Origin of the sequence: Burkholderia sp. HI2761, from assembly GCF_002223355.1 — a bacterium.
Classification (GTDB): Bacteria; Pseudomonadota; Gammaproteobacteria; order Burkholderiales; family Burkholderiaceae; genus Burkholderia.
Genome location: NZ_NKFN01000002.1, coordinates 225,440 through 247,973 on the forward strand (window position 1 = coordinate 225,440; position 22,534 = coordinate 247,973).

20 protein-coding genes are annotated in these 22,534 nt (G+C 68.5%); 7 read left to right on the forward strand and 13 right to left on the reverse strand.

The genetic code is table 11. From position 1 onward, the window contains the following. Window positions 1–164 precede the first annotated feature (164 nt). Window positions 165–791, forward strand: coding sequence for a DUF2239 family protein (locus CFB46_RS05225; RefSeq protein ID WP_089499435.1), 627 nt, complete (start codon window positions 165–167; stop codon window positions 789–791). Between the two features lie 15 nt (window positions 792–806). Continuing rightward, window positions 807–2,138, forward strand: a complete 1,332-nt coding sequence (locus CFB46_RS05230) for a carotenoid oxygenase family protein (protein ID WP_089499436.1) — start codon at window positions 807–809, stop codon at window positions 2,136–2,138. Between the two features lie 16 nt (window positions 2,139–2,154). Here CFB46_RS05230 and CFB46_RS05235 read toward each other — a convergent pair whose 3' ends face one another. Genes CFB46_RS05235 through CFB46_RS05250 form a run of 4 tightly spaced genes read right to left on the reverse strand, consistent with a single transcriptional unit; the run spans window position 2,155 to window position 6,421 of the window. After that, window positions 2,155–3,321 (reverse strand): ABC transporter permease, encoded by a 1,167-nt coding sequence (locus CFB46_RS05235; protein WP_089499437.1) that lies wholly within the window; start codon window positions 3,319–3,321, stop codon window positions 2,155–2,157. An 8-nt stretch (window positions 3,322–3,329) separates the two neighbouring features. After that, window positions 3,330–4,484, reverse strand: a complete 1,155-nt coding sequence (locus CFB46_RS05240; RefSeq protein WP_089499438.1) for an ABC transporter permease — start codon at window positions 4,482–4,484, stop codon at window positions 3,330–3,332. Between the two features lie 27 nt (window positions 4,485–4,511). Further along, window positions 4,512–5,210: an ABC transporter ATP-binding protein gene (locus tag CFB46_RS05245; protein WP_027783272.1), complete on the reverse strand. Its 699-nt coding sequence runs from the start codon at window positions 5,208–5,210 to the stop codon at window positions 4,512–4,514. A gap of 5 nt (window positions 5,211–5,215) precedes the next feature. Then, complete coding sequence (locus tag CFB46_RS05250) at window positions 5,216–6,421, reverse strand: efflux RND transporter periplasmic adaptor subunit (protein WP_027783273.1); 1,206 nt, start codon at window positions 6,419–6,421, stop codon at window positions 5,216–5,218. A 359-nt stretch (window positions 6,422–6,780) separates the two neighbouring features. Here CFB46_RS05250 and CFB46_RS05255 point away from each other — a divergent pair, with 359 nt between their 5' ends. Then, complete coding sequence (locus CFB46_RS05255) at window positions 6,781–7,017, forward strand: hypothetical protein (protein WP_027783274.1); 237 nt, start codon at window positions 6,781–6,783, stop codon at window positions 7,015–7,017. Between the two features lie 79 nt (window positions 7,018–7,096). On the opposite strand, the gene CFB46_RS05260 is transcribed toward CFB46_RS05255, so the two are convergent. Then, window positions 7,097–7,867 carry a Mut7-C RNAse domain-containing protein gene (locus tag CFB46_RS05260; RefSeq protein ID WP_089499439.1) on the reverse strand — a complete coding sequence of 257 codons (771 nt, stop codon included), beginning with the start codon at window positions 7,865–7,867 and terminating at the stop codon, window positions 7,097–7,099. On the opposite strand from CFB46_RS05260, the gene CFB46_RS05265 reads away from it, so the two are divergent. Both CFB46_RS05265 and CFB46_RS05270 read left to right on the forward strand, forming a co-directional pair. Next, window positions 7,757–8,833: an NAD(P)-dependent oxidoreductase gene (locus CFB46_RS05265; protein ID WP_256980642.1), complete on the forward strand. Its 1,077-nt coding sequence runs from the start codon at window positions 7,757–7,759 to the stop codon at window positions 8,831–8,833. The genes CFB46_RS05260 and CFB46_RS05265 overlap by 111 nt on opposite strands. A 76-nt stretch (window positions 8,834–8,909) precedes the next feature. After that, entirely contained in the window at window positions 8,910–9,545 is a 636-nt protein-coding gene (locus CFB46_RS05270; RefSeq protein ID WP_089499441.1) for a LysE family translocator, read from the forward strand. Between the two features lie 89 nt (window positions 9,546–9,634). On the opposite strand, the gene CFB46_RS05275 is transcribed toward CFB46_RS05270, so the two are convergent. Beyond that, window positions 9,635–10,927 (reverse strand): MFS transporter, encoded by a 1,293-nt coding sequence (locus CFB46_RS05275; RefSeq protein ID WP_089499442.1) that lies wholly within the window; start codon window positions 10,925–10,927, stop codon window positions 9,635–9,637. 97 nt (window positions 10,928–11,024) lie between these two features. Between CFB46_RS05275 and CFB46_RS05280 the strand changes: the two genes are divergently transcribed. Continuing rightward, window positions 11,025–11,954: a LysR family transcriptional regulator gene (locus tag CFB46_RS05280; RefSeq protein ID WP_089499443.1), complete on the forward strand. Its 930-nt coding sequence runs from the start codon at window positions 11,025–11,027 to the stop codon at window positions 11,952–11,954. Window positions 11,955–12,138: 184 nt separating this feature from the next. Here the strand turns inward: CFB46_RS05280 and CFB46_RS05285 are convergent, their stop codons facing one another. The 7 genes from CFB46_RS05285 to CFB46_RS05315 form a co-directional block, all read right to left on the reverse strand. Further along, complete coding sequence (locus CFB46_RS05285; RefSeq protein ID WP_089499444.1) at window positions 12,139–12,972, reverse strand: OmpW/AlkL family protein; 834 nt, start codon at window positions 12,970–12,972, stop codon at window positions 12,139–12,141. A gap of 18 nt (window positions 12,973–12,990) precedes the next feature. Then, entirely contained in the window at window positions 12,991–14,232 is a 1,242-nt protein-coding gene (locus tag CFB46_RS05290; protein WP_089499445.1) for a DUF2957 domain-containing protein, read from the reverse strand. Window positions 14,233–14,377: 145 nt separating this feature from the next. After that, complete coding sequence (locus CFB46_RS05295; protein ID WP_089499446.1) at window positions 14,378–15,808, reverse strand: DUF2957 domain-containing protein; 1,431 nt, start codon at window positions 15,806–15,808, stop codon at window positions 14,378–14,380. A gap of 434 nt (window positions 15,809–16,242) precedes the next feature. Next, complete coding sequence (gene argC / locus CFB46_RS05300; RefSeq protein ID WP_089499447.1) at window positions 16,243–17,193, reverse strand: N-acetyl-gamma-glutamyl-phosphate reductase; 951 nt, start codon at window positions 17,191–17,193, stop codon at window positions 16,243–16,245. A 187-nt stretch (window positions 17,194–17,380) separates the two neighbouring features. Continuing rightward, window positions 17,381–17,953: a flavodoxin family protein gene (locus tag CFB46_RS05305; RefSeq protein ID WP_027783284.1), complete on the reverse strand. Its 573-nt coding sequence runs from the start codon at window positions 17,951–17,953 to the stop codon at window positions 17,381–17,383. 217 nt (window positions 17,954–18,170) lie between these two features. Continuing rightward, on the reverse strand, window positions 18,171–18,767 hold the full coding sequence (locus CFB46_RS05310; RefSeq protein WP_089499448.1) for a YbhB/YbcL family Raf kinase inhibitor-like protein: 597 nt from the start codon (window positions 18,765–18,767) through the stop codon (window positions 18,171–18,173). A gap of 240 nt (window positions 18,768–19,007) precedes the next feature. Beyond that, window positions 19,008–19,694: an orotate phosphoribosyltransferase gene (locus CFB46_RS05315; RefSeq protein ID WP_011546659.1), complete on the reverse strand. Its 687-nt coding sequence runs from the start codon at window positions 19,692–19,694 to the stop codon at window positions 19,008–19,010. Window positions 19,695–20,153: 459 nt separating this feature from the next. Here CFB46_RS05315 and CFB46_RS05320 point away from each other — a divergent pair, with 459 nt between their 5' ends. Continuing rightward, a complete protein-coding gene (locus CFB46_RS05320) occupies window positions 20,154–22,424 on the forward strand; it encodes an NADP-dependent malic enzyme (protein WP_027783286.1) in 2,271 nt (756 codons plus the stop codon). Window positions 22,425–22,534: the final 110 nt, after the last annotated feature.

A 22,534-nucleotide genomic window follows, 5' to 3' on the forward strand; every position in this document is an offset into this window, starting at 1 on the left:
CGACTACGTGCCGGCGAGCGCGCGCGGCATCGTGGCGCCGGCGCACGCCGGTCGCCCGACAGAGTGGAATCCATCTGCAATATTTTTACCCGGATAATATTGACATCCAATTAATACCCGGATAAAAATAGCGTCATTCCGATTCCAGCCTGCGGGCGACCCCCATGACGACTTCCACGCTCCTTCCTTCGTACACGGCCTTCGACGGCCACCGGCGGCTCGCGTCGGGCCCGCTCGCGACGGTCGCGCTGGCGGTCCGGCAGGCGGCCGGCGACGCGATGCCCGGTTCGATTCTGGTCTTCGACGACGCGACGGGCCGCTCTATCGACCTCGACCTGCGCGGCACGGCGGACGACATTCGCGCGCGCTATGCGGTGCCGTCGGGCGATGCATCCGGCGGCGGCGGCGAGCCGGCAGGCGCGGGCGAACAGCGCGGCCGGGGCCGGCCGAAGCTCGGCGTCGTGTCGCGCGAGGTCACGCTGCTGCCGCGTCACTGGGAGTGGCTCGGCGCGCAGCCGGGCGGCGCGTCGGTCGCGCTGCGCAAGCTCGTCGAGGACGCGCGGCGCACGCATGCGGCGGCCGACCTGCACCGCGACGCTCAGGCCCGCGCCTACCACTTCATGTCGGCGATGGCAGGCGACCTGCCCGGTTTCGAGGAAGCCGCGCGGGCGCTGTATGCGAACGATCCGGCGCGGCTGGCCGAACAGGTTGCCGGCTGGCCGGCCGACGTGCGCGACCATGCGCTCGCACTGGCGCGCGGCGACCTGCCGCCGTCCGCCGAAGGCTGCTGACGGAGCGCCGACGCGATGACCGTATTCGACCTGAACCGCGGCGCGATCGCGCCGGTCGCCGACGAAGTCGACATCGTCGACCTGCGCGTGACGGGCGCCATTCCGCGCGAACTGGACGGCACGTTGCTGCGCAACGGCCCGAACCCGCCGGGCGGCCGCTTCGAAGGCAACGACATGCTGTCGTGGTGGCCGGAGGCCGCGATGCTGCATGCGATCGCGTTCGACGACGGCCGCGCGGCCGGCTACCGGAACCGCTGGGCGCGCACGCAGCGCTGGGCCGCCGTGCACGCACCCGGGCAAGTGCCGCATCTGCCCGACACCAATCCGAACGTGAACGTGTTGCAGCATGCGGGCGAATTGCTCGCGCTGGCCGAGGGCGGCGCGCCGCTCGCGATCGCCGCCGCGCTCGATTCGTTCGGCATGCCGACGCGGCACGCGGGCTTCGACGGCGGGATGACCGCGCATCCGAAAGTCGATCCGGTGACCGGCGAGCTGATCATGTTCCGCGCGGACTGGCGTGCGCCGTGGCTGCGCTACGGCGTCGCGGATGCGCAAGGCGTGCCGCGCGTCGATCTCGAGATCGAGCTGAACGCGCCGTCGATGATGCACGACTTCGCGATCACCGAAACCCGCAGCCTGCTGCTCGACCTGAACGTCGGCTACGACTTCTCGCTGCTGAAGCAGGGCCACCGGATGCCGCTGCGCTGGCACGACGACCGGCCCGCGCGCATCGGCGTGATCGCGCGCCACGGCGGCGCCGTGCGCTGGTTCGACGTCGAGCCGTGCTTCATCCAGCACGTCGTGAACGCGTACGACTGCGACGCGTCGTGCATCGTGCTCGACGCGGTGCGCTATCCGTCGTTCCTGCGGCTCGACGCGCGCACGGGCCGCTTCGCCGACAACCCGGTCGGCGAGCCGTGGCGCTACGTGATCGATATGGCGAACGGGCTGATCGACGAAGGGCCGCTCGCCGACGGCGGCATCGAGTTGCCGCGCATCAACGAAAGCCGGACCGGGCGCAGCTACCGCTACCTGTATGCGGCCGAGCAGCCGAACCCCGCGGAAATGCGCGGCGTGATGCGTTTCGATCACGTGCGCGGCACGACGATGCACTACGCGGTGCCGGCCGGCGACCAGAACGGCGAGCCGGTGTTCGTGCCGCGTCCGGGCGGCACCGACGAGGACGACGGCTGGCTGCTGGTGATGGTCTACCGCGCGGCGACGGATTCGACCGACGTCGTGATCCTCGATGCGCGCGCGATCGACGCGGGGCCGGTCGCGACCGTGCATCTGCCGCGCCGCGTGCCGGCCGGGTTCCACGGCGCGTGGGTGCCGCGCGAGCGCTGAGCGGCGGCGGCGCGCGTCACTGCGCGCGCAGCGCGTCGACGATCTTCAGCCGCGCGGCGCGCATCGCCGGCAGGAATCCGCCGACGAGCCCCATCACGAGCGAGAACACGAGCGTCTTCACGACGATCGCGGGCGTCAGCAGGAAGCGGAACGACAGGTCCGAGAAGGTCTGGAAGTTGGTCGTCGAGAACGACGCGAACTGCATCAGCGACGCACACGCGAGCCCCATCACGCCGCCGACGAAGCCGAGCAGCAGCGCCTCCAGCAGGAACGCGGCGAGCACGTTGGTGCGCTTGAAGCCGAGCGCGCGCAGCGTGCCGATCTCGGCCACGCGGTTCGCGACCGACGCATACATCGTGATCATCGCGCCGATCATCGCGGCGATCGAGAAGATCGTCGACAGCGTGATGCCGAGGATGTTGATGAACGTCGACAGCGCCTTCGACTGGTCGCCGTAGAAGGTCTGTTCGCGCTTCGCCTCGTCGGTCAGCCGCGGGTCGACGTCGATGTCGGCCTTGAAGCGCGCGAAGCCGTCGGCGCTCGGGATGCGCAGCACCATCGACGAATAGCTGGTGCGCCGGAACGACTGCATCAACTGGTCGACGTCGCCCCAGATCTCCGAGTCGAAGCCGCTGCCGCCCGCATCGAAGATGCCGACGATGGTCCAGTCGCGCTGCGCGAAATGCAGGCTGTCGCCGAGCTGCGTGCCGCTGAAGCCTTTCGCGATCGCGCTGCCGACGACGATCTCCGACGAGCCGGGCGCGAACGGGCGGCCGGCGACGAGCTTCACGTGCGGCCGCAGCGCGAGGCCGGCCGGCGACACGCCGCGGATCACGACGTTCGACGGCTTGCCGGTCGACGTCTTGACGAGCGAGATCAGCACGACGGCTTCCTTCGACACGAGCGGCCGGCCGTCGGGGCCGAGCGCGACGGCCGGGTGCATCTCGAGCGCGTTGGCCTGCTGATGGTCGATCGAACTCTGGATCTCGGTCTCGGCGCCCTTGCGGATCACCACCGCGTTGTCCGGTTCGCCGGTCGACACGAGCGTTTTCGTGAGCCCCGCGTCGAGCATCTGCACCGTCGCGAACACGAAGATCACGAGCGCCATCCCGCCCGCGGTGAGCGCGGTGGTGAGGCGCCGGGTCCACAGGTTGCGCGCGATGTAGGTGAGCGGGATCGCCATGCGCGTCTCTAACCGATCGCCCGCAGGCCTTCGACGACGCGCACGCGCGCCGCCTGCCACGCCGGCACGAGCGCGGCCGCGAGGCCGACCGCGACCGAGCACGCGGCCTGCAGCACGACCGTCTCGGTCGATACCTTGAACACCGGGAAGATGCCGCCGGCTGCCTGCTTGAACACGCTTGCGGCGGGCGGCGTCGCGAGGATGCCGAGCCCGCCGCCGGCCACCGCGATCACGACCGATTCGCCGAACACGATCAGCGCGAGGAACCCGGGGCCGAAGCCGAGCGCCTTCAGCGTCGCGTATTCGGCCGTGCGCTCGCGCGCGCTCATCGCCATCGCGTTGGCCATCACGGCCATGATGATCAGGATCACCACGTACGACACGAGGCGGATCGCCGCGATGATCTGGTTCGACATCGCGACGAAGCCGAGCTGGAACGCCTGTTCGGTCTCGGTCAGCGTTTCGGCGAGCGAGTTCTTGAACACCGCGTCGACGTTGCGGGCGATCGACGCGCCGTCATCGGGGTTCGCGACGCCGAGCACGAACACGCCGACCTGGTCGGCCTGCTTCGGCGTGCGCTTGCGCACCGTCTCGTTCAGGTATTCCCAGTGGAACACCAACTGGCGCGTGATCGTCGAATCGTCGCGGCCGTCGAGAATCCCGCGCACGACGAAATCCCACGTGCCCGGATAGATCGTGCCCTTCAGCGGGATCACGTCGCCGACCTTGAAGCCGAACTGCGTCGCGAGCTGGCGGCCCACGAGGCAGCCGCGGCGGTCGCGGGCGTAGTCGGCGCGCTGCTGCGCCGACAGGATGTATTCGGGATACAGGTCGAGATAGTTGTCCGACACCGCGAAGCTCGCGAAGAAATTCTTCGGGTCGCGATAGATGCCGCCGAACCAGTTCGAGCGGACCACGGCCGTCACGCCGTCGACGCCGCGGATGCGGTTCTCGTAGCTCACCGGCAGCGGAAACACCAGCGAGATCGCGTTGCGCGTGACGAGCCGGCCGCTGGACGCGGCCGCCGCGCCCGCGTACCACGCGTCGACCACCGTATGCAGCAGCCCGAACGCGAGCACGGCGATCGTGAGCCCCAACACGGTCAGGAGCGTGCGCAGCCGGTGCCGCAGCGCGTTGCGCGCGATCAACTTCAGCACGTACATCGCGCGCGCTCCCGCTGCCGCTGCCGGTCAGCCGGCGTGCCCATCGATCAGCTCCCCTTTTTCCAGATGGACGAGCGAGCGCGCGGCGCCGGCCGCGTGCGCGTCGTGCGTCACCATGATGATCGTCTTGCCGAGTTCGGCGTTCATCCGCTGCAGCATCGCGAGCACGTCGGTCGCCGACGCGCGGTCGAGGTCGCCGGTCGGCTCGTCGGCGACGATCAGCACGGGATCGGTGATCAGCGCGCGCGCGATCGCGACGCGCTGCTGCTGGCCGCCCGACAGCTCGGACGGGTAATGGCTCGTGCGATCGCCGAGATTCACCATGTCGAGCACGAGCTCGACGCGCTCGCGCCGCTCGCGGCGCGACAGGTGCGTGAGCATCAGCGGCAGCTCGACGTTCTCGAACGCGGTGAGCACGGGCATCAGGTTGTAGAACTGGAAGATGAAGCCGACGTTCGCGGCGCGCCATTCGGCCAGTTGCGCCTCGGCGAGTTGCGAGATGTCGAGGCCGCCGACGCGCAGCTCGCCGCTGTCGGGCCGGTCGATGCCGGCCACGAGGTTCAGCAGCGTGCTCTTGCCGGAGCCGGACGGCCCCATCAGCGCGACGAAGTCGCCTTCGCCGATGTCGAGCGTGATGTCGGTCAGCACGGGCACGATCTGGTTGCCGCGCCGGTACGACTTCGCGACGTGGCTGATCTCGACGAGGGGCGGCGGAGCGTCGTTCACGCGCGCTACTTCTTCGCGACGGTCACTTTCGCGCCGTCCTTGAGCTTCGCGCCCGGCGCGAGCACGACCGTGTCGCCGGGTTTCACGCCACGGATCGCCACCAGCTCGCCGATCCGCATGCCGCGCGTCACGGCCACCGCATGTACGGCATCGTCCTTCACGACGAACACGACCGGCCGGCCGTCGCGCTCGACCACGGCGCTCGCCTGCACGGCGGTCACGGGCTGCCGGTCCTGCGGCGACGCCGGCTTCGACAGGAACGCGATCTTCGCGCTCATGTCGGGCAGCACGCGCTCGTCGCGGTCGACGAAGCGCACCTTCACGAGCACGGTGGCCTTCGAGCGGTCGACGGTCGGCACGATCCGCGACACGCGGCCGGCGAAGCGCATGTCGGGCAGCGCGTCGAGCTGGATCTCGCACGGCTGCTCGGCGCGGATCTTCGCGATGTTCGATTCGGCGACGTCGGCCTCGACCTCGAGCGTCTCCATGTCGGCGATCGTCACGACCGCGCCCTTGCTGTCCGACGCGGACGAGAACGGCGTGATGTTGTCGCCGACGTTCGCGTGCTTGGCGAGCACGATGCCGTCGAACGGCGCGCGGATCACCGTCTGGTCGACCGCGACCTGCGCGGCTTGCGCGTTCGCTTCGGCGGACGTGATCGCTGCCTGATCGCTGGCGAGCGTCGCGCGCGCCTTGTTCACGCGGGCCGTGTCGGTGTCGAGCTGCGCGGCCGGCACGGCGCCGCGCGGCGCGAGCGCGGCGGTGCGGCGCAACGCGATCTCCGCATCCTTGAGTTCCGCCTGCGCGACGCCGAGGTTCGCGCGGGAGACCTGCACCTGCGCGCGCGCCTGGGCGAGCGACGCCCGCACGTCGCTGCTTTCGAGTCGCGCGATGATCTCGTCCTGCTTCACGCGCGTGCCCTCGAGCACACCGAGCCATTCGACGCGCCCCTGAGCCTTCGACGCGACCGCGGCCTTGCGCTGCGGCACGACGTAGCCGGTCGCATTGAGCTGCGTGTCGTTCTGGTACGGGTAGGCGGACGTGACGGAGGTGGTGTCGACGGTCGGCCGACCGGTGAGGGCGAGGCCGGCGACGATCGCGATGACGATCAGCGCGGCGGCGACCGCATAGCGGGCCCACCGGCGCCGGCGCGGCACCGGTGCGATCGGACGCCGGTCGATTTTCAGTTTATCCAGATTGTGATCGGGCAATTTGAGCGCCTCGAGACGGCGGCGGTCGTGCGACCGGCGCGATCCGGTTTCCGGGGGAAAGGGACGGATGGACGCCAGTATAAGCGTCGCCCCGGTGCCGCGCGAGCCGGTTTGCGGCGCCGCCTCGGCGGCCGGCTGGCCGGTCGCCGGCGCCGGGTAAAGCACCCGCCCCCGGGGAAACCCGAGGACGCAAGCAACGTGTCAACTTGCCGCGAACGCGATGCGTTATGGAACCAGTGCGTCAGGTTTTGTCGCGACGGAACGGCGCAAGCCGGCCTCGCGGCCTGGGGCTCCGGTGCGAATGCCTCGCATCTTTGATTACCGGTACGTTTGATTTTTTCTCCGCTAAAGGAAGAACAATGAAGAAGACGCTCGCTTCGATCATCGCCGCAGCATTCGCTCTCGCATCGGTTTCGGCATTCGCCCAGGAGGCGGCGTCGGCGCCGGCAGGCGCGATGGCTCCCGCTTCCGCGCCGATGAAGAAGGATCACAGCAAGCCGAAGCACCAGCTGAAGCACCACGGTTCGAAGAAGGGCCAGGCGAAGGCTTCGGCCGCTTCGGCCGCCGGCACGAACGACGCAGGCACGCAGAACTAAGCGGTTCGCCGCCACGGCCGGCGTTGCCGGTCATCGGTCGGCCAACCCCGCATGCTCCGGCATGCGGGGTTTTGTTTTTTCAGGCGTCGGATTTGCCCGGTTCGTCGAGCCGGGCGGGCGGCGGCATGCGCATCGCGTCCACCACCGCGCGCATGCGCCGCCAGTGCGAGCCTTCCCAGAACACGCGCCGGCACACGTCGCATGCGGCGAAGCGCCGGTGCCGCTGCCGGACGCCGGCCGGCACGCGCGGCGCGGCGGCTGCCGCATCGAGCGGATGCAGCGGCGCGTTGCAGCGCAGGCACAGCCGGAACGGCCGCATGTGCGGCGCGAGATCGAGCCGCTCGAACAGTTCGCGCAACTGGTCGGCCGGCTGCAGCGCATGGAGATAGCAGCCGCGCACCACCGCGCGCCGCTTGAGCAGCTCGCGGTCGCGCGTCAGCACGATCCGGTTCTCCCGTTCGGCAAGCGCCGCGAGTTCGTCGTCGCGGTAGTGATTGTCGTAGCAGGTGTCGAAGCCGGCGAGGCGCAGCAGTTGCGCGAGGCCGCCGAGATGCGCGTCGGCGACGAAGCGCCATGACGCCGGTTGCAGCGCGGGTGCGCCGTCGGCCGCCGGCCGTGCGCGCTCGGGAAAAACGTCGACGCGGTCGCCGTCGTGGAGCGGCCGGTCGAGCGCGGCCGGCGCGTCGTTCACGCACAGCCGGCCGATTTCGGTATGCGGGACGCCGAGCGCCTCGATCGCATGCTTGACCGTCGCATCGCGGGCGCACGCGTGCGCGAACGCCCGGTCGCGCTGCGGGCGCGCGAGAAAGGCGTTCAGTTCGCCGTGAAAGCGGAAGGTCGCGGTCGCCATCCGTGCAGTATCGCACCGCGCCCGGCCGGCGGCAGGCGCTGCAGAGCGCCGGCATCTGTGTTTAACTCGCGGCTTCACGGAGCGAAGGAGCGGGCAATGGATCTCGGGTTTATCGGGCTGGGCGAAATGGGGCAGGCGATCGCGACGAACCTGCTGAAGGCGGGCCACACGGTGCGGGTCTGGAACCGGTCGCGCGAGCGGGCCGAGCCGCTGGCGGCATTCGGCGCGCGGATCGTCGACACGCCGGCCGACGCGTTTCGCGGCGACGCCGTGTTCTCGATGCTCGGCGACGATACGGCCGCGCGCGCGGTATTCGACGACGCGCTGCTGGCCCAGGCGCCGCGCGGGCTGATCCACGTGAACATGGCGACGGTGTCGGTCGCGCTCGCCGAATCGCTCGCGCACGCGCATGCGTCGCGCGGCATCGACTATGTCGCCGCGCCGGTGATGGGGCGACCCGACGTCGCGGCCGCCGCGCGCCTGACGATCATGGCGGGCGGCCCGGCCGAGGCGATCGACCGCGTGCAGCCGCTGTTCGACGCGATCGGCCAGAAGACCTGGCGCTTCGGCTCGCTGCCGCAGCACGCGAACGTCGCGAAGATCGCCGCGAATTTCACGCTCGCGTCGGCGATCGAGACGCTCGGCGAGGCGTCCGCGCTGCTGGGCGCACACGGCGTCGCGATGCGCGATTTCCTCGACGTGATCACCAGCAGCGTGTTTCCGGGGCCCGTCTACGAAGGCTACGGCGCGATGATCGCGGAGCGGCGCTACGAGCCCGCGCGTTTCAAGGCTCGGCTCGGGCTGAAGGACGTCCGGCTCGCGCTGGAGGCCGGCGACGCGACGTCGGTGCCGCTGCCGGTGGCGAGCGTCGTGCGCGACAGCCTGCTCGACGTGCTCGCGCACGGCGGCGGCGACCAGGATTTCGCGGTGCTCGGCGAGGCCGCGCTGCGCCGCGCCGGCCGCTGACACGCGACAGAAGCACCGTGCGCACGGCATAATCGGCAGTCCGTTTTCCCTACATTTATTTCAGGCAGAGGCAGTCATGAACTTGCATACGTGGTGGCTTTTCGTGGCGACGGTGTTCGTCGTGTCGGCGATTCCGGGCCCGAACATGCTGCTCGTGATGACGCACGGCGCGCGACACGGGCTGCGGCGCTCGTCCGCGACGATGGCCGGCTGCCTGAGCGCGCTGGTGCTGATGCTCGCGGTATCCGCGGCGGGGCTCGGCGCGGTGCTCGAGGCATGGCCGGCGATGTTCAATGCGTTGCGCTTCGCGGGCGCGGCCTACCTGATTTATCTCGGCGTGAAGGCGTGGCGCGCACGCGTGGACGACACGTCGGCGGCCGACGTCGATGCCGTGTCGCAAGCGGCGTCGGCATCGCGCATGGCGCTGTTCCGCAATGGCTTCCTGGTCGCGGGCAGCAATCCGAAGGCGATCCTGTTCGCGGCCGCGCTGCTGCCGCAGTTCATCAACGCGGCCGAGCCTACGCTGCCGCAGTTCGGCATCCTGGTCGTCACGTTCGCGGTGATCGAGGTGAGCTGGTATCTCGTCTACGCGGCGTTCGGCACGCGCATCGGCGCCACGCTGAAGAGCCAGAGCGTCGCGAAGGTGTTCAACCGGCTGACAGGCGGGCTGTTCGTCGGCTTCGGCGCGATGATGGCGCTGGTTCGTCACTGATTCCCGGCCGACACCGGCGTACCGAACGCCCCGTCCCTCGCAAGAGGGCGGGGCGTTCGGCTTTTGGGCGCCGCGTCGCTGCTGTGCGCTTATGCCCGCTTACGCCCCCGGGGATCCAGCGCCGCCGCGCCGGCTCCGCGTCCAGCCGCCAGCCCGAACACGGCCGCCGCGCCGGCGAACGCGAACCCGACACCGCACACCGCGCTCCATCCGCCCCACGCCCATGCGCTGCCCGCGAGCACCGCGCCGAGCGCGCCGCCGACGAAGAACAGCCCGACGAACAGCCCGTTCAGGCGTCCGCGCGCGGCCGGGTTCAGCAGATTGATCTCGCGGCGGCCGATCGTCTGGTCGACGATGACGCCCGCATCGAGCAGCGCCGCGCCGCCGGCCAGCAGCGCGAGCGCGAGGCCGCGATGCGCATGCGCGTCGAAGCCGAACCAGCCGGCGCCGGCGATCCCGAGCACGGCGAGCGCCGCGAGCATCGTGCCGTGCGCGAGCCGCTTCGCGGCCGGGCCGTGGCCGCGGTCGCCCGCGCGGCCGGCGAGCGGCGTGACGATCGCGCCGCTGGCGCCGGCGAACGCGAACAGCGCGATCCCGTGCAGGTCGAGCGCGAACGGCGGCTGCGCGAGCCGCAGCCCGACGGCGGTCCAGAACGCGCTGAACGCGGCCATCGCGAGCGCGGCCGACAGCGCATGCCGGCGTAGCACCGGCTCGTCGGCGAGCAGGCGTCCCATCGACGCGAGCAACGCGCGGTAGCCGGCCGTGATCGACGGCGTACGCACCGGCAGGCGCAGCGCGAGCACGACGGCGATCGCCGCGTTCGCGAGCGCGGCCAGCAGATAGAATGCGCGCCAGCCGGCCGACCCCGCGATCAGGCTCGCGAGCGGCCGCGACAGCAGGATCCCGAGCATCAGCCCGCTCATCACGTTGCCGACCGCGCGGCCGCGTTGCGCTTCGGGCGCCATCGACGCGGCCATCGGCACGAGCATCTGGATCACGCTCGACGCGGCGCCGGCCGCGAGCGTCGCGAGCAGGAACACGGTGCCCGAGCGCGTGAAGGCGGGCAGCGCGAGCGCCGCCGCGCAGACGGCGAGCGTCGCGACGATCAGGCGACGGTTCTCGAGCAGGTCGACCAGCGGCACGAGCAACGCGAGCCCGGCTGCGTAGCCAAGCTGCGGCAGCATCGCGACGAGGCCGGTGAGACCGGGCGGCAGATGCAGATCCGCGCTGATCGGGCCGGTCAACGGTTGCGCGGCGAACAGATCCATCACGATCACGCCGACCATCGCGGCGAAGAACAGCGTCATGCCCGTGCTCAACGCGGGCGGCGCCGCGACGGACGGGGAAACGGGGGCGGAGCAACGATTGGCAGGGCAGTTCATCGGAAGCCTGGCGCGGAGGTCGAAGGAATTCCCATCGTAGGTGCCCGATGTTTATGCGACAATTGAAATATGTCTAATATGATTATGCGAGTTTGTTTTGAATACGCGTGATCTCCTGGCGTTCGTCGCGGTCGTCGACAGCGGGTCGATGGTCGCCGCGGCCGCGAAGCTCCACCTGACGCAGCCGGGCCTGACGCGGCGCGTGCAGAACCTCGAAACGCTGCTCGGCGTGCCGCTCCTCGAACGGCAGAGCAAGCCGCTGAAGCCGACCGCGGCCGGGCGCGACGTCTACGCGCTCGCGCGCAACGTCCTCGGCGCGGTCGACGAGCTGATGGCGGCGGGCGCGCCGGACAGCGAGCCGTCGGGCGAGCTGCGCATCGGCGTGCCGCCGTTTCTGTCCGAGCTCGCGCTGGAGCGGCCGATCGACCGGCTGCGCGACGCGTTCCCGCGCCTCACGCTGCGCGTGACGGCCGGCTGGTCGCCGGCGCTGATGCAGGGCATGGAGCGCGGCGCGCTCGACGTCGCAGCCGTGATGGTGCCGGCGAGCGCCGTGCTACCGGACACGTTGACGGCGACGCTGCTCGCCACGCAGCCGACGGTGCTCGTCGCCGCGCGCGATTTCCCGCTGCCGGACGGTCCGCTGTCGCTCGACACGCTGTCGGGTTTTCCGTGGGTGCTGAGCCAGGACGGCTGCGGGATGCGTTCGGCGCTGAGCCGAGCGCTCGGCGCGGCCGGGCTGCCGTTCGACGTCGCGGTCGAGGCATTCGGCTCGGAGCTGCAGTTGTCGCTCGTCGCGCGCGGCGCCGGCATCGGGATCGCGCCGCCGAACGCGCTGGCGCGCAGCGCGCATCGCGATGCGCTGAGGATCGTGGAAACGGTGGGGCTGGAAACGCGGATCAACGTATGGATCGTGCACGGCACGCTGCCGGGCCGGCTGGTGCGGCCGGTCGCGCTGCTGCGCGACGCGCTGGGCGAGGTGCTCGAACGGGAGAATGGAAAGGGGTCAGGTGCCGTAACAACGAACTAGAGGCCGCATTCGAGGGAAAGTCCTTATTTTCTCTACGGAAATGTTGCATTGCGGAAACCGATTCGCTATAGTTGCACCTGTCTCCTCCATGTCTCCTCTGATATGGATTCAGCCCGCCACTTAGGCGGGCTTTTTTTTGCCTGCGATTTTGTCGCGGCGCTCCATTTGCCGGCGGTCGCCGCGCTCAGAACTTGTACGTCATCCCGACGTAGCTGATGATCGGATCCGCCTTCAGGTCCGATTTCGACTCGGCGAGCACCGAGCCGTCGGCCGCCTTGATCGTCACCGTCGACGTCGTCTTCAGCGGGATGTAGGTCACCGACGCGACCAGCCCGAAGTGTTCCGTCAGGTTGTACTGCAGGCCCGCGTTGAACACCGGCTGCCACGACGACGACGCCTTCGCCTCCACCGAGGTCGTCCCCGGCTTGCCCGCGCCCGCCGCGAGGATCGCACCGAGGTTGTCCTGCGTCTGCTTGATGAAGTTCGTGTTGAGCTGCAGGTCGCTGAACCAGTTGTACGACACGCCGAGGCCGAGGAACGGCCGGAACTTCGCGGTGGCCTGCCCGAAGTAGTACTGCAGGATCACCGCCGGGCTCCACTGCCGCACGCTCTTCACGATCGGGTTGACCGATCCCAGCCCGATGTTCTGCGTGCCGAGCGCGCCGGCAGGGCCGGGCGGCTTGATCGTGCCCTGGCCCGATACCTTGAACACAGGCGGCACGCCCGCCACCGAGGTGACCGCGATGTGATCGGTCAGGAAGTGGCTGACCGTCAGGCCGACGGTGTCGGCGCCGTTCGTACGCAGCCCGGTGCCCGGCGACGTGAACGACGGCGGCAGCCGCAGCGGCGTGTTGATCGGCGTCGGCGCGACGTTGGTCGTCATCGGCGTGCTGCTCTGCTGCGGCATGATGTGGAACCAGCCCAGCGTGACGACGTTGCTGCCGGCGCTCTGCGCGTGCGCCGCGAGCGGCGCCGCGGCGGCGGCGCCGGCCGCCGCGCAGAGAAGGGTTTTCTTCATCACGGCTTCTCCCTCCGCTTACTGGACGAATGCGCCGATCGTGAAATACGGCGTCGATCCGGCGTTGTCGAGGAAACCGAACACGCCACCCGTGAAGATGAACTTGCCGGTCGGCGACGTGCTGCCCGAACCCGTGTGGATCGTCGTGACCGTGCCCGGCACCTTCTGCGTGTAGTCGAGGTCGAGCGCGGTCGCGAGCGACGCCTGCGACGGCTGGAACGGGTCCAGCAGCGTGGCCTGCTTGTCGATCAGCGCGGTGGTCCGGTAATCGAACTGGCTGTCGACGCCGATGTACTCCCCGTTCTGCGAGCCGGCCGCCACGGCCGTCTGCGGCGCGAGGATCGAGATGCTCGATTCGTCGTCGGCGGTCAGGCCCGGCACGCCGTTGCTGTCGGGCGTCGGGTTCGGGTTCGCGACCCCCGTGCGCACGAGGATCGGCACGAGCTGGTTGCGCAGCTTGCCGACGATCATGAAGCCCTTGCCCTGCGGCGTGGCCGACAGCGTCGGCTTCAGCTGGCTCGCGTAGTTGTTCGACTGGAACGCGCCGCTGCCGTCGGCCGACGGCACGAAGTTCGTGCCCTGCTGCGTGCACGCGCCGCCGGCGAACTGGCCGGTCGTGTCGCACTTGGTCCACGTGCCGTCCGCGTTGATCGTCACCTTCGCGTCGATCGATGCCGGCGCGAATTTCTGCGACGGCACTTCGCCGAAGCCGACATGGCTGTACGTGCCCGCGACCTTCGTGATGTCGGTCTCGATCGACGAGAAGCCGATGAACGGGTAGTACGGGAATTTCGTGTCGGGCACCGCGGCCTGGCCGAGCACGCCGTCGAACTGGATCTCCTTGCCGGGAATCGTGCCGCCCGCGACGCCGAAGCCGACGAAGATGCGCGCCGGACGCGACGCGTCGAGGCTCGCGCCGTTCAGGCGGAACGCGCACTGGTTCAGCTTGTTGGTCGGCAGCAGCGTTTCCTGCGTGAGCGTGCCGCTGTCGACGGTGCCCGCACGGGTCGGCGTGACCGTGCCGGTCTTTTGCGGCACCGCCGATTCGACATAGGTGACCTGCCAGGTCATCTTGGTCGTGTCGAGCTGGACCTTCGCGAGTTCGCCGCTGCCCGCGCCGCCCGTGAACACGGTGGTGTAGTCGAGCGACGCAGGGCAGAGCCGGTCCTCGACGAGCGGGGGCGGATTGTCGCTGCCGCCGCCGCATGCGGAAAGAAGGGGGGCGGCAAGGGCCGCCGCCAGAATGAGGTTGCGCTTCATGTTGCTCCTCCAGATTTGTCTTGTGCGGCGGCCAGCTCCCTGTCGGCCGCTTCTGTTGTGTGCTCGTCCTGCTTGCGCCGAGCCGAGCGCCTTCGTGCCTTCCCTGCGTCACGCGGCGGCGGGCCGGCCGCCGCGTCCTCGATCGCTACTTGCTGATCTGCGCGCCCACGCCGAAGTACGGGGTCGACGACGTCGTCGAATTCGCCGACGTCGCCGTGACGCCGCCGTTCACCGTGCCCTGTACGAGCGCCGCATACAGCCCGCCCGTCGCGATCACCACGCCCGACGCGGACGGGTAGCTCGCGCCGCTCGGCGGGGCGGTCTTCGCGTTCAGGAGGCCCGGCGTCGTCTGGCCGTAGTCGAGCGTGAAGCCGTCTTCCTCGGCCTGCGTGGACGGATTGATGAACGACGCGTTGCCGCCGCGGATCAGCGCGGCCGTGTACTTGAAGTTGGAGTCCGCGCCCGCGTAGCCGCCGTCGATCGCACCCGACGTGATCGCCGTCGCCGCGCCGAGCACCGCGATGCCCGATTCGTCGTCGACCTGCGCATCGAGGTGCAGCGGCGGCGTGCCGAGGTTCACGTTGCCCGTGCGCACGATCACCGGCACCGTCGCGCCGTTGATCTGGCCGATCACCATGTGCGCGGTCGCCGACTTGCCGCTCGGGCCGACGACCGGCAGTGATGTCTGCGGCAGCGTCTGCGGTGCCTTGGCGCTGTCGAAGTAGCCGCCCTTCGCGCTCGTCTTCCACGGATCGCCGGTCGTCTGGCAGCCGCCCGAACCGCTCGACGTGCACGCGCCGTTCGCGTCGAACGTCTCGCTCGAATTCGAGCCCTTCGTCGCGTAGTTGCCCGACGGCACGAGGTGATAGAGCAGCGCGTTGTACGTGCCCGGCAGCTTCGTGAGGTCGGTCGTCGTGTTCGCGAAGCCGAGGAACGGGTAGAAATCGAAGTGACGGTTCGGCACCTTGCCGACGTCCTTGGCCACCACGACCGGACCGACGGCGATCGTCAGTCCGTCGTACTGGATCGTCGCGCCGGGAATGCCGCCGCCCGCCACGCCCATGCCGACCAGCAGCATCGGCGGGTTCGCCTGGTTGAAGTCGGCGGCCGTCGAATAGGTCGAGCCGTCCGGCGCGGGGCCGGTGCCCGGCGTGAGGACGAACGCGCAGCGCGTCTGCTCGGCGGTCGGCAGCGTGCCGGTCGGCGGGTGGATGACCTTGCCGGTGATGGTCGTGCCGACGCGGCTCGGCGTGACGGTGCCCGTCTTCAGCGGAATCGGCGATTCGAGCCACTTGAGCGTGTACGTCATCGCGACCGCGTCGATGTTGACGCTGACGATCTCGCCGCTACCTGCGCCGCCGAGATACGTGCTCTTCACGATATCCGCGTCGGCCGGGCAGAGTGCGCCGTTGATGGGCTGCGAAGGCGGCGGCCCTTGCGTGCCGCAGCTCGAGCCGGAACATTGGGGCGCATTGATCGGCGCGGGCGCGCCGCCGGAGTCCCCCCCACCACATGCAACCAGGAAAGGGGCAATGGCAAAGGCCGTTGCCACCCCCTTCGATAAGGCGTGCGACATGCCGCTGTCTCCAATCGTTTAATTGTGCGAGCTAATGTCGCTGCCTGGATTTTTGCTGTCAATTGATGAACCCGTCTAAAAAAGGCGATTGAAACGGGATCGGCGATTTGAATCCTTGCCCGATAAGGCAATTGGTAAGAATTTAAACGCGAGACGGGCTGTCGAAAGCTGCCGCAGTGGGGGATCCGCGACGCCCGGCGCGTTCTCGCAGCGCCTTCTCGCGTATAACGGCAGCGTTTAAATCGACGGTATCCGGTTTATCCCTATTCGGGATTGACTGGATAAGGGAGGGGCGGGATTAATTCACTGGTAATCGCGCAATGGAAAGCTTGTAAATATTTGTAAATGAGCGATCCGGTGTTTTTGTATATTGCCTGATACGGGTAAATAAAAAGCCGGCCAGTGGCCGGCTTTGCATGGCATGCGATGCTGAATCAGCGTTTGAGGCCCGCATCCTCGGCCGCGCCGATGTTGAGGTTCATGCACTGGATCGCGGCGCCCGACGCGCCCTTGCCGAGGTTGTCGAGGCGCGCGACCGTGACGAAGCGCTCCGCGTTGCCGAACACGAACAGGTCGACACGGTTCGTGTCGTTGTTCGCCTGCACGTCGAAGAAGCCGCTATCGAGGTTCGCATCCGCGTCGAACGGTGCGACGCGCACGAACGCTTCGTCCGCGTAGTACTCGGCGAACACGCGCTGCACGTCTTGCGGCGTCGCGCGTTTCGCGAGCTGCTCGGGCGTGAAGTAGGTCGTCACCGCGAGGCCCTTCAGGAACGGGCCGACGATCGGCGTGAAGATCGGCGCGTTCGCGAGGCCGGTATGCGCGGCCATTTCCGGCAGGTGCTTGTGAGCAAGGCCCAGTGCGTACGGGCGCGGGCTCGCGAGCTTGCCGCCCGGCGCGGCGCTTTCGTACTCGGCGATCATCGACTTGCCGCCGCCGCTGTAGCCGGTGATCGAGTAGCTGTGCGCGGCGAACGTCGGCGCGACGATGCCCGCATCGACGAGCGGACGCATCGCGAGCACGAACGCCGATGCGTGGCAGCCCGGCACCGCGATGCGCTTCGACGTACGAATCTTCTCGCGCTGCGCGCGGGTCAGCTCGGGCAGGCCGTAGGCCCAGTCGGCGCTGGTGCGGAACGCGGTGCTCGCGTCGATCAGCGTGGTGTTCGGGTTCTCGACGAGCGATGCGGATTCGCGCGACGCGACATCAGGCAGGCACAGGAACGTGACGTCCGACGCGTTGATCAGCCGGCGGCGCTCGTCGACGTCCTTGCGCTTCGCTTCATCGATGCGCAGGATCTCGATGTCGCTGCGTGCCGACAGGTATTCGAAGATCTTGAGGCCGGTCGTGCCTTCCTGGCCGTCGACAAAAACTTTGGTGCTCATTTCGCTCTCACTGAATGAAACGGGAGCCGCGGCGCCCTGAAACCGCCATTTTAAGACGTCATCCGGCGGCACTGCACCGCGCGGGGCGAAAAAAGACGGCCGACGGGCCGTCTTGTGTCCCTTTGACGCGCCCGGCGCCGCGTGGCCGCGCGAACGGCTGCACGCGAGGTCGGGCGCCCGGGTGTGCTCAGCGACCGCCGGCCACCCAGCGCGCCGTCGCGTCGGCAACGCGCCGGCCGAACGCTTTCGCGGTGTCGAGGTCGCCGGGCAGCGGGCCCTCGTCGGGCGTCGCGTCCGCCGGCGACTGCGCGAGCAGGCCCGTGAAGCCGCCGACGTAGTTGATGTCGTTGCGCGTGGCCGCCTTCGAGTTGGCCGGCATCATGCCCGTGCCGACCCACACCATCCCATGTTGCATCGCCAGCGTGACGAAATACTGAATCGTCGAGAACTTGTCGCCGTTCATCGTCGCCGAGTTCGTGAAGCCCGCGGCGATCTTGTCCTTCCATTTCTGCGTAAACCACGGTTTCGACGTGGCGTCGGCGAACTGCTTGAACTGCGCGGACGGGCCGCCCATGTAGGTCGGCGCGCCGAACACGATCGCGTCCGCCGCGTCGAGCGCGGCCCAGCCCGCGTCGTCGAGCTCGCCGACGGCGATGAGGCGTGCGGTGGCGCCGGCATCCTGCGCGCCCGCGTGCACGGCCTCGGCCAGCTTCTGCGTGTGACCGTAGCCGCTGTGATAGACGATGACGATGTTCGACATGAAGCGTTCTCCGGAAAGGAATGGGAACGGCGAACCGCAGGCTCGCCGCGTCACGCGCCGCACTCGGGCGGCGCGACGGATGGGCGGCGGGTGCCGCGACCGGTGCCGCCGAGTCTAGCAAGCCGAAATGACGGGAAAAAGCACGCGGGCCGCGCTCGGAAATTCGCGGGCGCGGGCAGGCAATCGCGAGCTGCAACGGGCGGCGGCGCGCGAGCGCTTACTGCCCGTAAGTGACCGTGAGTTGCGCGGTGCCGATCGCGAGCGTGCCGATCTCATGCTCGAACATCGGCGCCGGGCGGCCCTGCGAGATGCGCAGGTCGGTGCCTTTCAGCGCATAGACGGTGATCACGTAGCGATGCGGCTTGCCGGGAGGCGGGCACGGGCCGCCGTAGCCGTCGATCCCGAAATCGTTGCGCGCCTCGCTCGCGCCGATGCGGCGCAGGAAGCCGGATGCGCTCGCGTCGGCCGGCAGGCTCGTGACGGTCGCCGGAATGCCCGCGACGGCCCAGTGCCACCAGCCGTGCCCGGGCGCGTCGGGATCGAAGATCGTGATCGCATAGCCGCGTGTGCCGGGCGGCGGGTTGTGCCACGCGAGTTGCGGCGAGCGGTTCGCGCCCTTGCAGTCGCCGCGGTCGAACACGTTCGCGGCCCGCACGCGGGCGCCGGGCGTCAGGTCGTCGCTCGTCACGGTGAACGGGCCTTCCGCATGCGCGGGCAGCGCCGCGAAAACGGCGGCGCACAGGAGAACGGGGAGGAGGAACGGAGACGGGCGACCCGATGGCGCAGGCGGAGTGATCCGGCGATCCACACGCATATGGCGCTTCTCCCGTCACGTGGGCCGGGCCGAGGCTCCCGGCATTGTTGGCATTGTGTGTTGCCCGCGCCGCCGACGGCGGCGATGAATCAAGTCTAGCATTAGGGTTCGATGAGCGACGCACATCGGCGAGCGCGATTGCGATCGGTCAGGGCGCCGGTCGACGGACGAAAAAAAACCGCCTGCGATGAAGCAGGCGGCTTTCTCGGCCAGTGCGCCGGCATGCGCGCCGGCGTGGCGTCATTCCTTCGGGGCCGTCGCGCCGCCGTGCGCGGCCGACCACTCGGCCGGTGCATGCAGGAATTTCTCGACTTCGTCGAGCGTCTTCGTCTCGAAGTAGCCCGAGGCCTTCGCGACGCGCAGCACGTCCCACCACGTGGCGAGCGCGTGCAGGTCGACGTCGATGTCCTTCAGGACCGACACGCTTTCCTTGAAGATGTCGTAGTGGAACAGCACGAAGCAGTGGTTCACCGTCGCGCCCGCGGTGCGCAGCGCGTTGACGAAGTTGATCTTGCTGCGGCTGTCGGTCGTCAGGTCTTCCACCAGCAGCACGCGCGAGCCTTCCTCGAGATGGCCTTCGATCTGCGCGTTGCGGCCGAAACCCTTCGGCTTTTTGCGCACGTACTGCATCGGCACCATCATCCGGTCCGCGATCCAGGCCGCGAACGGGATGCCGGCCGTCTCGCCGCCCGCCACCGCGTCGATCTGCTCGAAGCCGATGTCGCGCGTGATCGTCGTTTCAGCCATTTCCATCAGCGCACGGCGCACGCGCGGATACGAGATCAGCTTGCGGCAGTCGATATAGACGGGGCTTGCCCAGCCGGACGTGAAGATGAACGGTTTTTCGGCATTGAAGTGCACCGCCTGCACTTCGAGCAGGATTTTGGCGGTCGTATCCGAGATCGACTGACGATCGTAGCCTGTCATGGGCATTCCTTGGGTGATGAGCGAGGATCGGGCGCGGGCCCGGTGGCGCAGCAAGGGAACCCGCCCGGGGGGCCGGGGCGCGATCGGCGAACCAATCGCATCGCTGCGCGCGTAGCCGGCTATTTTACCCGATTCAGGCCGGTTTTCGGCGGAATTCGCGCGGGTTCACGATGCCGCTCACCACCCGCGAAACAAACGGGGCGCGATCAGTTCGATGCTGATGCCGAGGATGCGGCGCTGCACCAACAGAGGTCATTTAGGGGGTGTACACTAGGCGACCCTTGGAAATCGTTCAGTACTTTGTACTTTCTTCTTGCCATCCGCCAAGGTTCGTTGGCGTGCCGATCCGGCGCGTCGCGGGCCGTCTCGCAGTCGACCATCCCCTCGATTCAAGCAGACGCGGCCGAAGGTGCTGTGTACTGAGTCGTCAATATTTCGCATGTCTCTCGCAGGTCAATCATGGACGAACAACTGAAGCAGGCCGCTCTCGCTTATCACCTGAATCCGAAACCCGGCAAGATTTCGGTCACCCCGACCAAGCCGCTGTCGAACCAGCTCGATCTGTCGCTCGCGTATTCGCCCGGCGTCGCCGCCGCGTGCGAGGCGATCCACGCCGATCCGCTCGACGCGCAGAAGTACACGTCGCGCGGCAACCTCGTCGGCGTCATCACGAACGGCACGGCCGTGCTCGGTCTGGGCAACATCGGCCCGCTCGCCGCGAAGCCGGTGATGGAAGGCAAGGGCTGCCTCTTCAAGAAATTCGCGGGCATCGACGTGTTCGATATCGAATTGTCGGAGTCCGACCCCGACAAGCTCGTCGAGGCGATCGCGATGCTCGAGCCGACGCTCGGCGGCATCAACCTCGAGGACATCAAGGCGCCGGAATGCTTCTACATCGAGCAGAAGCTGCGCGAGCGCATGAAGATCCCCGTCTTCCACGACGACCAGCACGGCACCGCGATCATCGCGTCGGCCGCGATCCTGAACGGCCTGAAGGTCGTCGGCAAGAAGCTCGCCGAAGTGAAGCTCGTATGCTCGGGCGCCGGCGCGGCGGCGATCGCGTGTCTGGATCTGCTGGTGAACCTCGGCCTCACGAAGTCGAACATCCTCGTCGCCGATTCGAAGGGCGTGATCTACGAAGGGCGCGGCAACCTCGATCCGTCGAAGCAGCGCTATGCGGCGAACACCGACGCGCGCACGCTCGCCGACGCGATCGTCGGCGCGGACGTGTTCCTCGGCTGCTCGAGCGCGGGCGTGCTGAAGCAGGACATGGTCAAGACGATGGGCGACCGCCCGCTGATCCTGGCGCTCGCGAATCCGGAACCGGAAATCCGCCCGGAAGACGCGAAGGCCGTGCGCCCGGACGCGATCGTCGCGACCGGCCGCTCGGACTACCCGAACCAAGTCAACAACGTCCTGTGCTTCCCGTTCATCTTCCGCGGCGCGCTCGACGTCGGCGCGACGACGATCACCGAAGAAATGAAGCTCGCGTGCGTGCGCGCGATCGCCGAGCTGGCCGAGGAAACCGACCAGAGCGAGGAAGTCGCGAAGGCGTATGAAGGCCATTCGCTCGAATTCGGGCCGGACTACCTGATTCCGAAGCCGTTCGACCCGCGCCTGATCATCAAGATCGCGCCGGCCGTCGCACAGGCCGCGATGGATTCGGGCGTCGCCACGCGCCCGATCCAGGACATGGACGCGTACCGCGAGCAGCTCGGCGCGACCGTCTACCGCACCGGCATGGTGATGCGCCCGGTGTTCGCGACCGCGAAGCAGAAGCAGGCCCGCATCGTGTTCGCCGAAGGTGAAGACGAGCGCGTGCTGCGTGCCGCGCAGTTCGTGCTGCTGGAAAAGATCGCGAAGCCGATCATCATCGGCCGTCCGTCGGTCGTCGACATGCGTCTCGCGAAGATCGGTTCGAAGCTGAAGGCCGGCACCGATTTCGAAATCGTCGATCCGGAAGACGATGCGCGCTACCACCGCTATTGGCAGGCGTATCAGGAGATCGGCGCGCGCGACGGCGTGACGCCGGAAGTCGCGAAGGCCGCGATGCGCAAGTTCAACACGCTGATCGGCGCGATGCTCGTGCACCTGGGCGATGCGGACGGGATGATCTGCGGGATGATCGACACGTTCCACAGCCACCTGAAGTTCATCGAGCAGGTGCTGGGCCGTGCGAAGGGCGCCGAGCACTTCGCCGCGATGAACCTGCTGATGCTGCCGGGCCGCAACCTGTTCGTGTGCGACACGTACGTGAACGAACTGCCGAGCGCCGACCAGCTCGCCGACATGACGATCCAGGCTGCGGCCGAGATCGAGCGCTTCGGCATCGCGCCGAAGGCCGCGCTGCTGTCGAACTCGAACTTCGGCAGCGCGCCGTCGGCGTCGTCGCGCCGGATGGCCGAGGCCCGCAAGCTGATCGTCGAACGCGCGCCGAACCTCGAAGTCGACGGCGAAATGCACGGCGACGCGGCGCTGTCGGAACTGATCCGCAAGCAGGCGTTCCCGGGCACGACGCTGTCGGGCGAAGCGAACCTGCTGATCATGCCGAACGTCGAAGCCGCGAACATCGCGTACAACCTGCTGAAGATGGTCGGCGGCGAAGGCGTGACGGTCGGCCCGTTCCTGCTCGGCGCGGCAAAGCCGGTCCACATCCTGACGCCGGCCGCGACCGTGCGCCGGATCATCAACATGACGGCCGTTGCCGCCGCGAACGTGAACACGAAGTAAGGCCACGCCCGCGTGTGCCGCGCGTCACGCGCGGCGCAATGAAAAACGCCACGGAACCCGCGTTCCGTGGCGTTTTTTTTGCGTGAACCGTAAATGAAGACAGCGGCGCG

Coding starts and splice junctions, on each gene's coding strand:
- CFB46_RS05225 (WP_089499435.1), top strand. CDS start 165: ATGACGACTTCCACGCTCCTTCCTTCGTACACGGCCTTCGACGGCCAC.
- CFB46_RS05230 (WP_089499436.1), top strand. CDS start 807: ATGACCGTATTCGACCTGAACCGCGGCGCGATCGCGCCGGTCGCCGAC.
- CFB46_RS05235 (WP_089499437.1), bottom strand. CDS start 3,321: ATGGCGATCCCGCTCACCTACATCGCGCGCAACCTGTGGACCCGGCGC.
- CFB46_RS05240 (WP_089499438.1), bottom strand. CDS start 4,484: ATGTACGTGCTGAAGTTGATCGCGCGCAACGCGCTGCGGCACCGGCTG.
- CFB46_RS05255 (WP_027783274.1), top strand. CDS start 6,781: ATGAAGAAGACGCTCGCTTCGATCATCGCCGCAGCATTCGCTCTCGCA.
- CFB46_RS05265 (WP_256980642.1), top strand. CDS start 7,757: ATGCTTGACCGTCGCATCGCGGGCGCACGCGTGCGCGAACGCCCGGTC.
- CFB46_RS05260 (WP_089499439.1), bottom strand. CDS start 7,867: ATGGCGACCGCGACCTTCCGCTTTCACGGCGAACTGAACGCCTTTCTC.
- CFB46_RS05270 (WP_089499441.1), top strand. CDS start 8,910: ATGAACTTGCATACGTGGTGGCTTTTCGTGGCGACGGTGTTCGTCGTG.
- CFB46_RS05275 (WP_089499442.1), bottom strand. CDS start 10,927: ATGAACTGCCCTGCCAATCGTTGCTCCGCCCCCGTTTCCCCGTCCGTC.
- CFB46_RS05285 (WP_089499444.1), bottom strand. CDS start 12,972: ATGAAGAAAACCCTTCTCTGCGCGGCGGCCGGCGCCGCCGCCGCGGCG.
- CFB46_RS05290 (WP_089499445.1), bottom strand. CDS start 14,232: ATGAAGCGCAACCTCATTCTGGCGGCGGCCCTTGCCGCCCCCCTTCTT.
- CFB46_RS05295 (WP_089499446.1), bottom strand. CDS start 15,808: ATGTCGCACGCCTTATCGAAGGGGGTGGCAACGGCCTTTGCCATTGCC.
- argC (WP_089499447.1), bottom strand. CDS start 17,193: ATGAGCACCAAAGTTTTTGTCGACGGCCAGGAAGGCACGACCGGCCTC.
- CFB46_RS05305 (WP_027783284.1), bottom strand. CDS start 17,953: ATGTCGAACATCGTCATCGTCTATCACAGCGGCTACGGTCACACGCAG.
- CFB46_RS05310 (WP_089499448.1), bottom strand. CDS start 18,767: ATGCGTGTGGATCGCCGGATCACTCCGCCTGCGCCATCGGGTCGCCCG.
- CFB46_RS05315 (WP_011546659.1), bottom strand. CDS start 19,694: ATGACAGGCTACGATCGTCAGTCGATCTCGGATACGACCGCCAAAATC.
- CFB46_RS05320 (WP_027783286.1), top strand. CDS start 20,154: ATGGACGAACAACTGAAGCAGGCCGCTCTCGCTTATCACCTGAATCCG.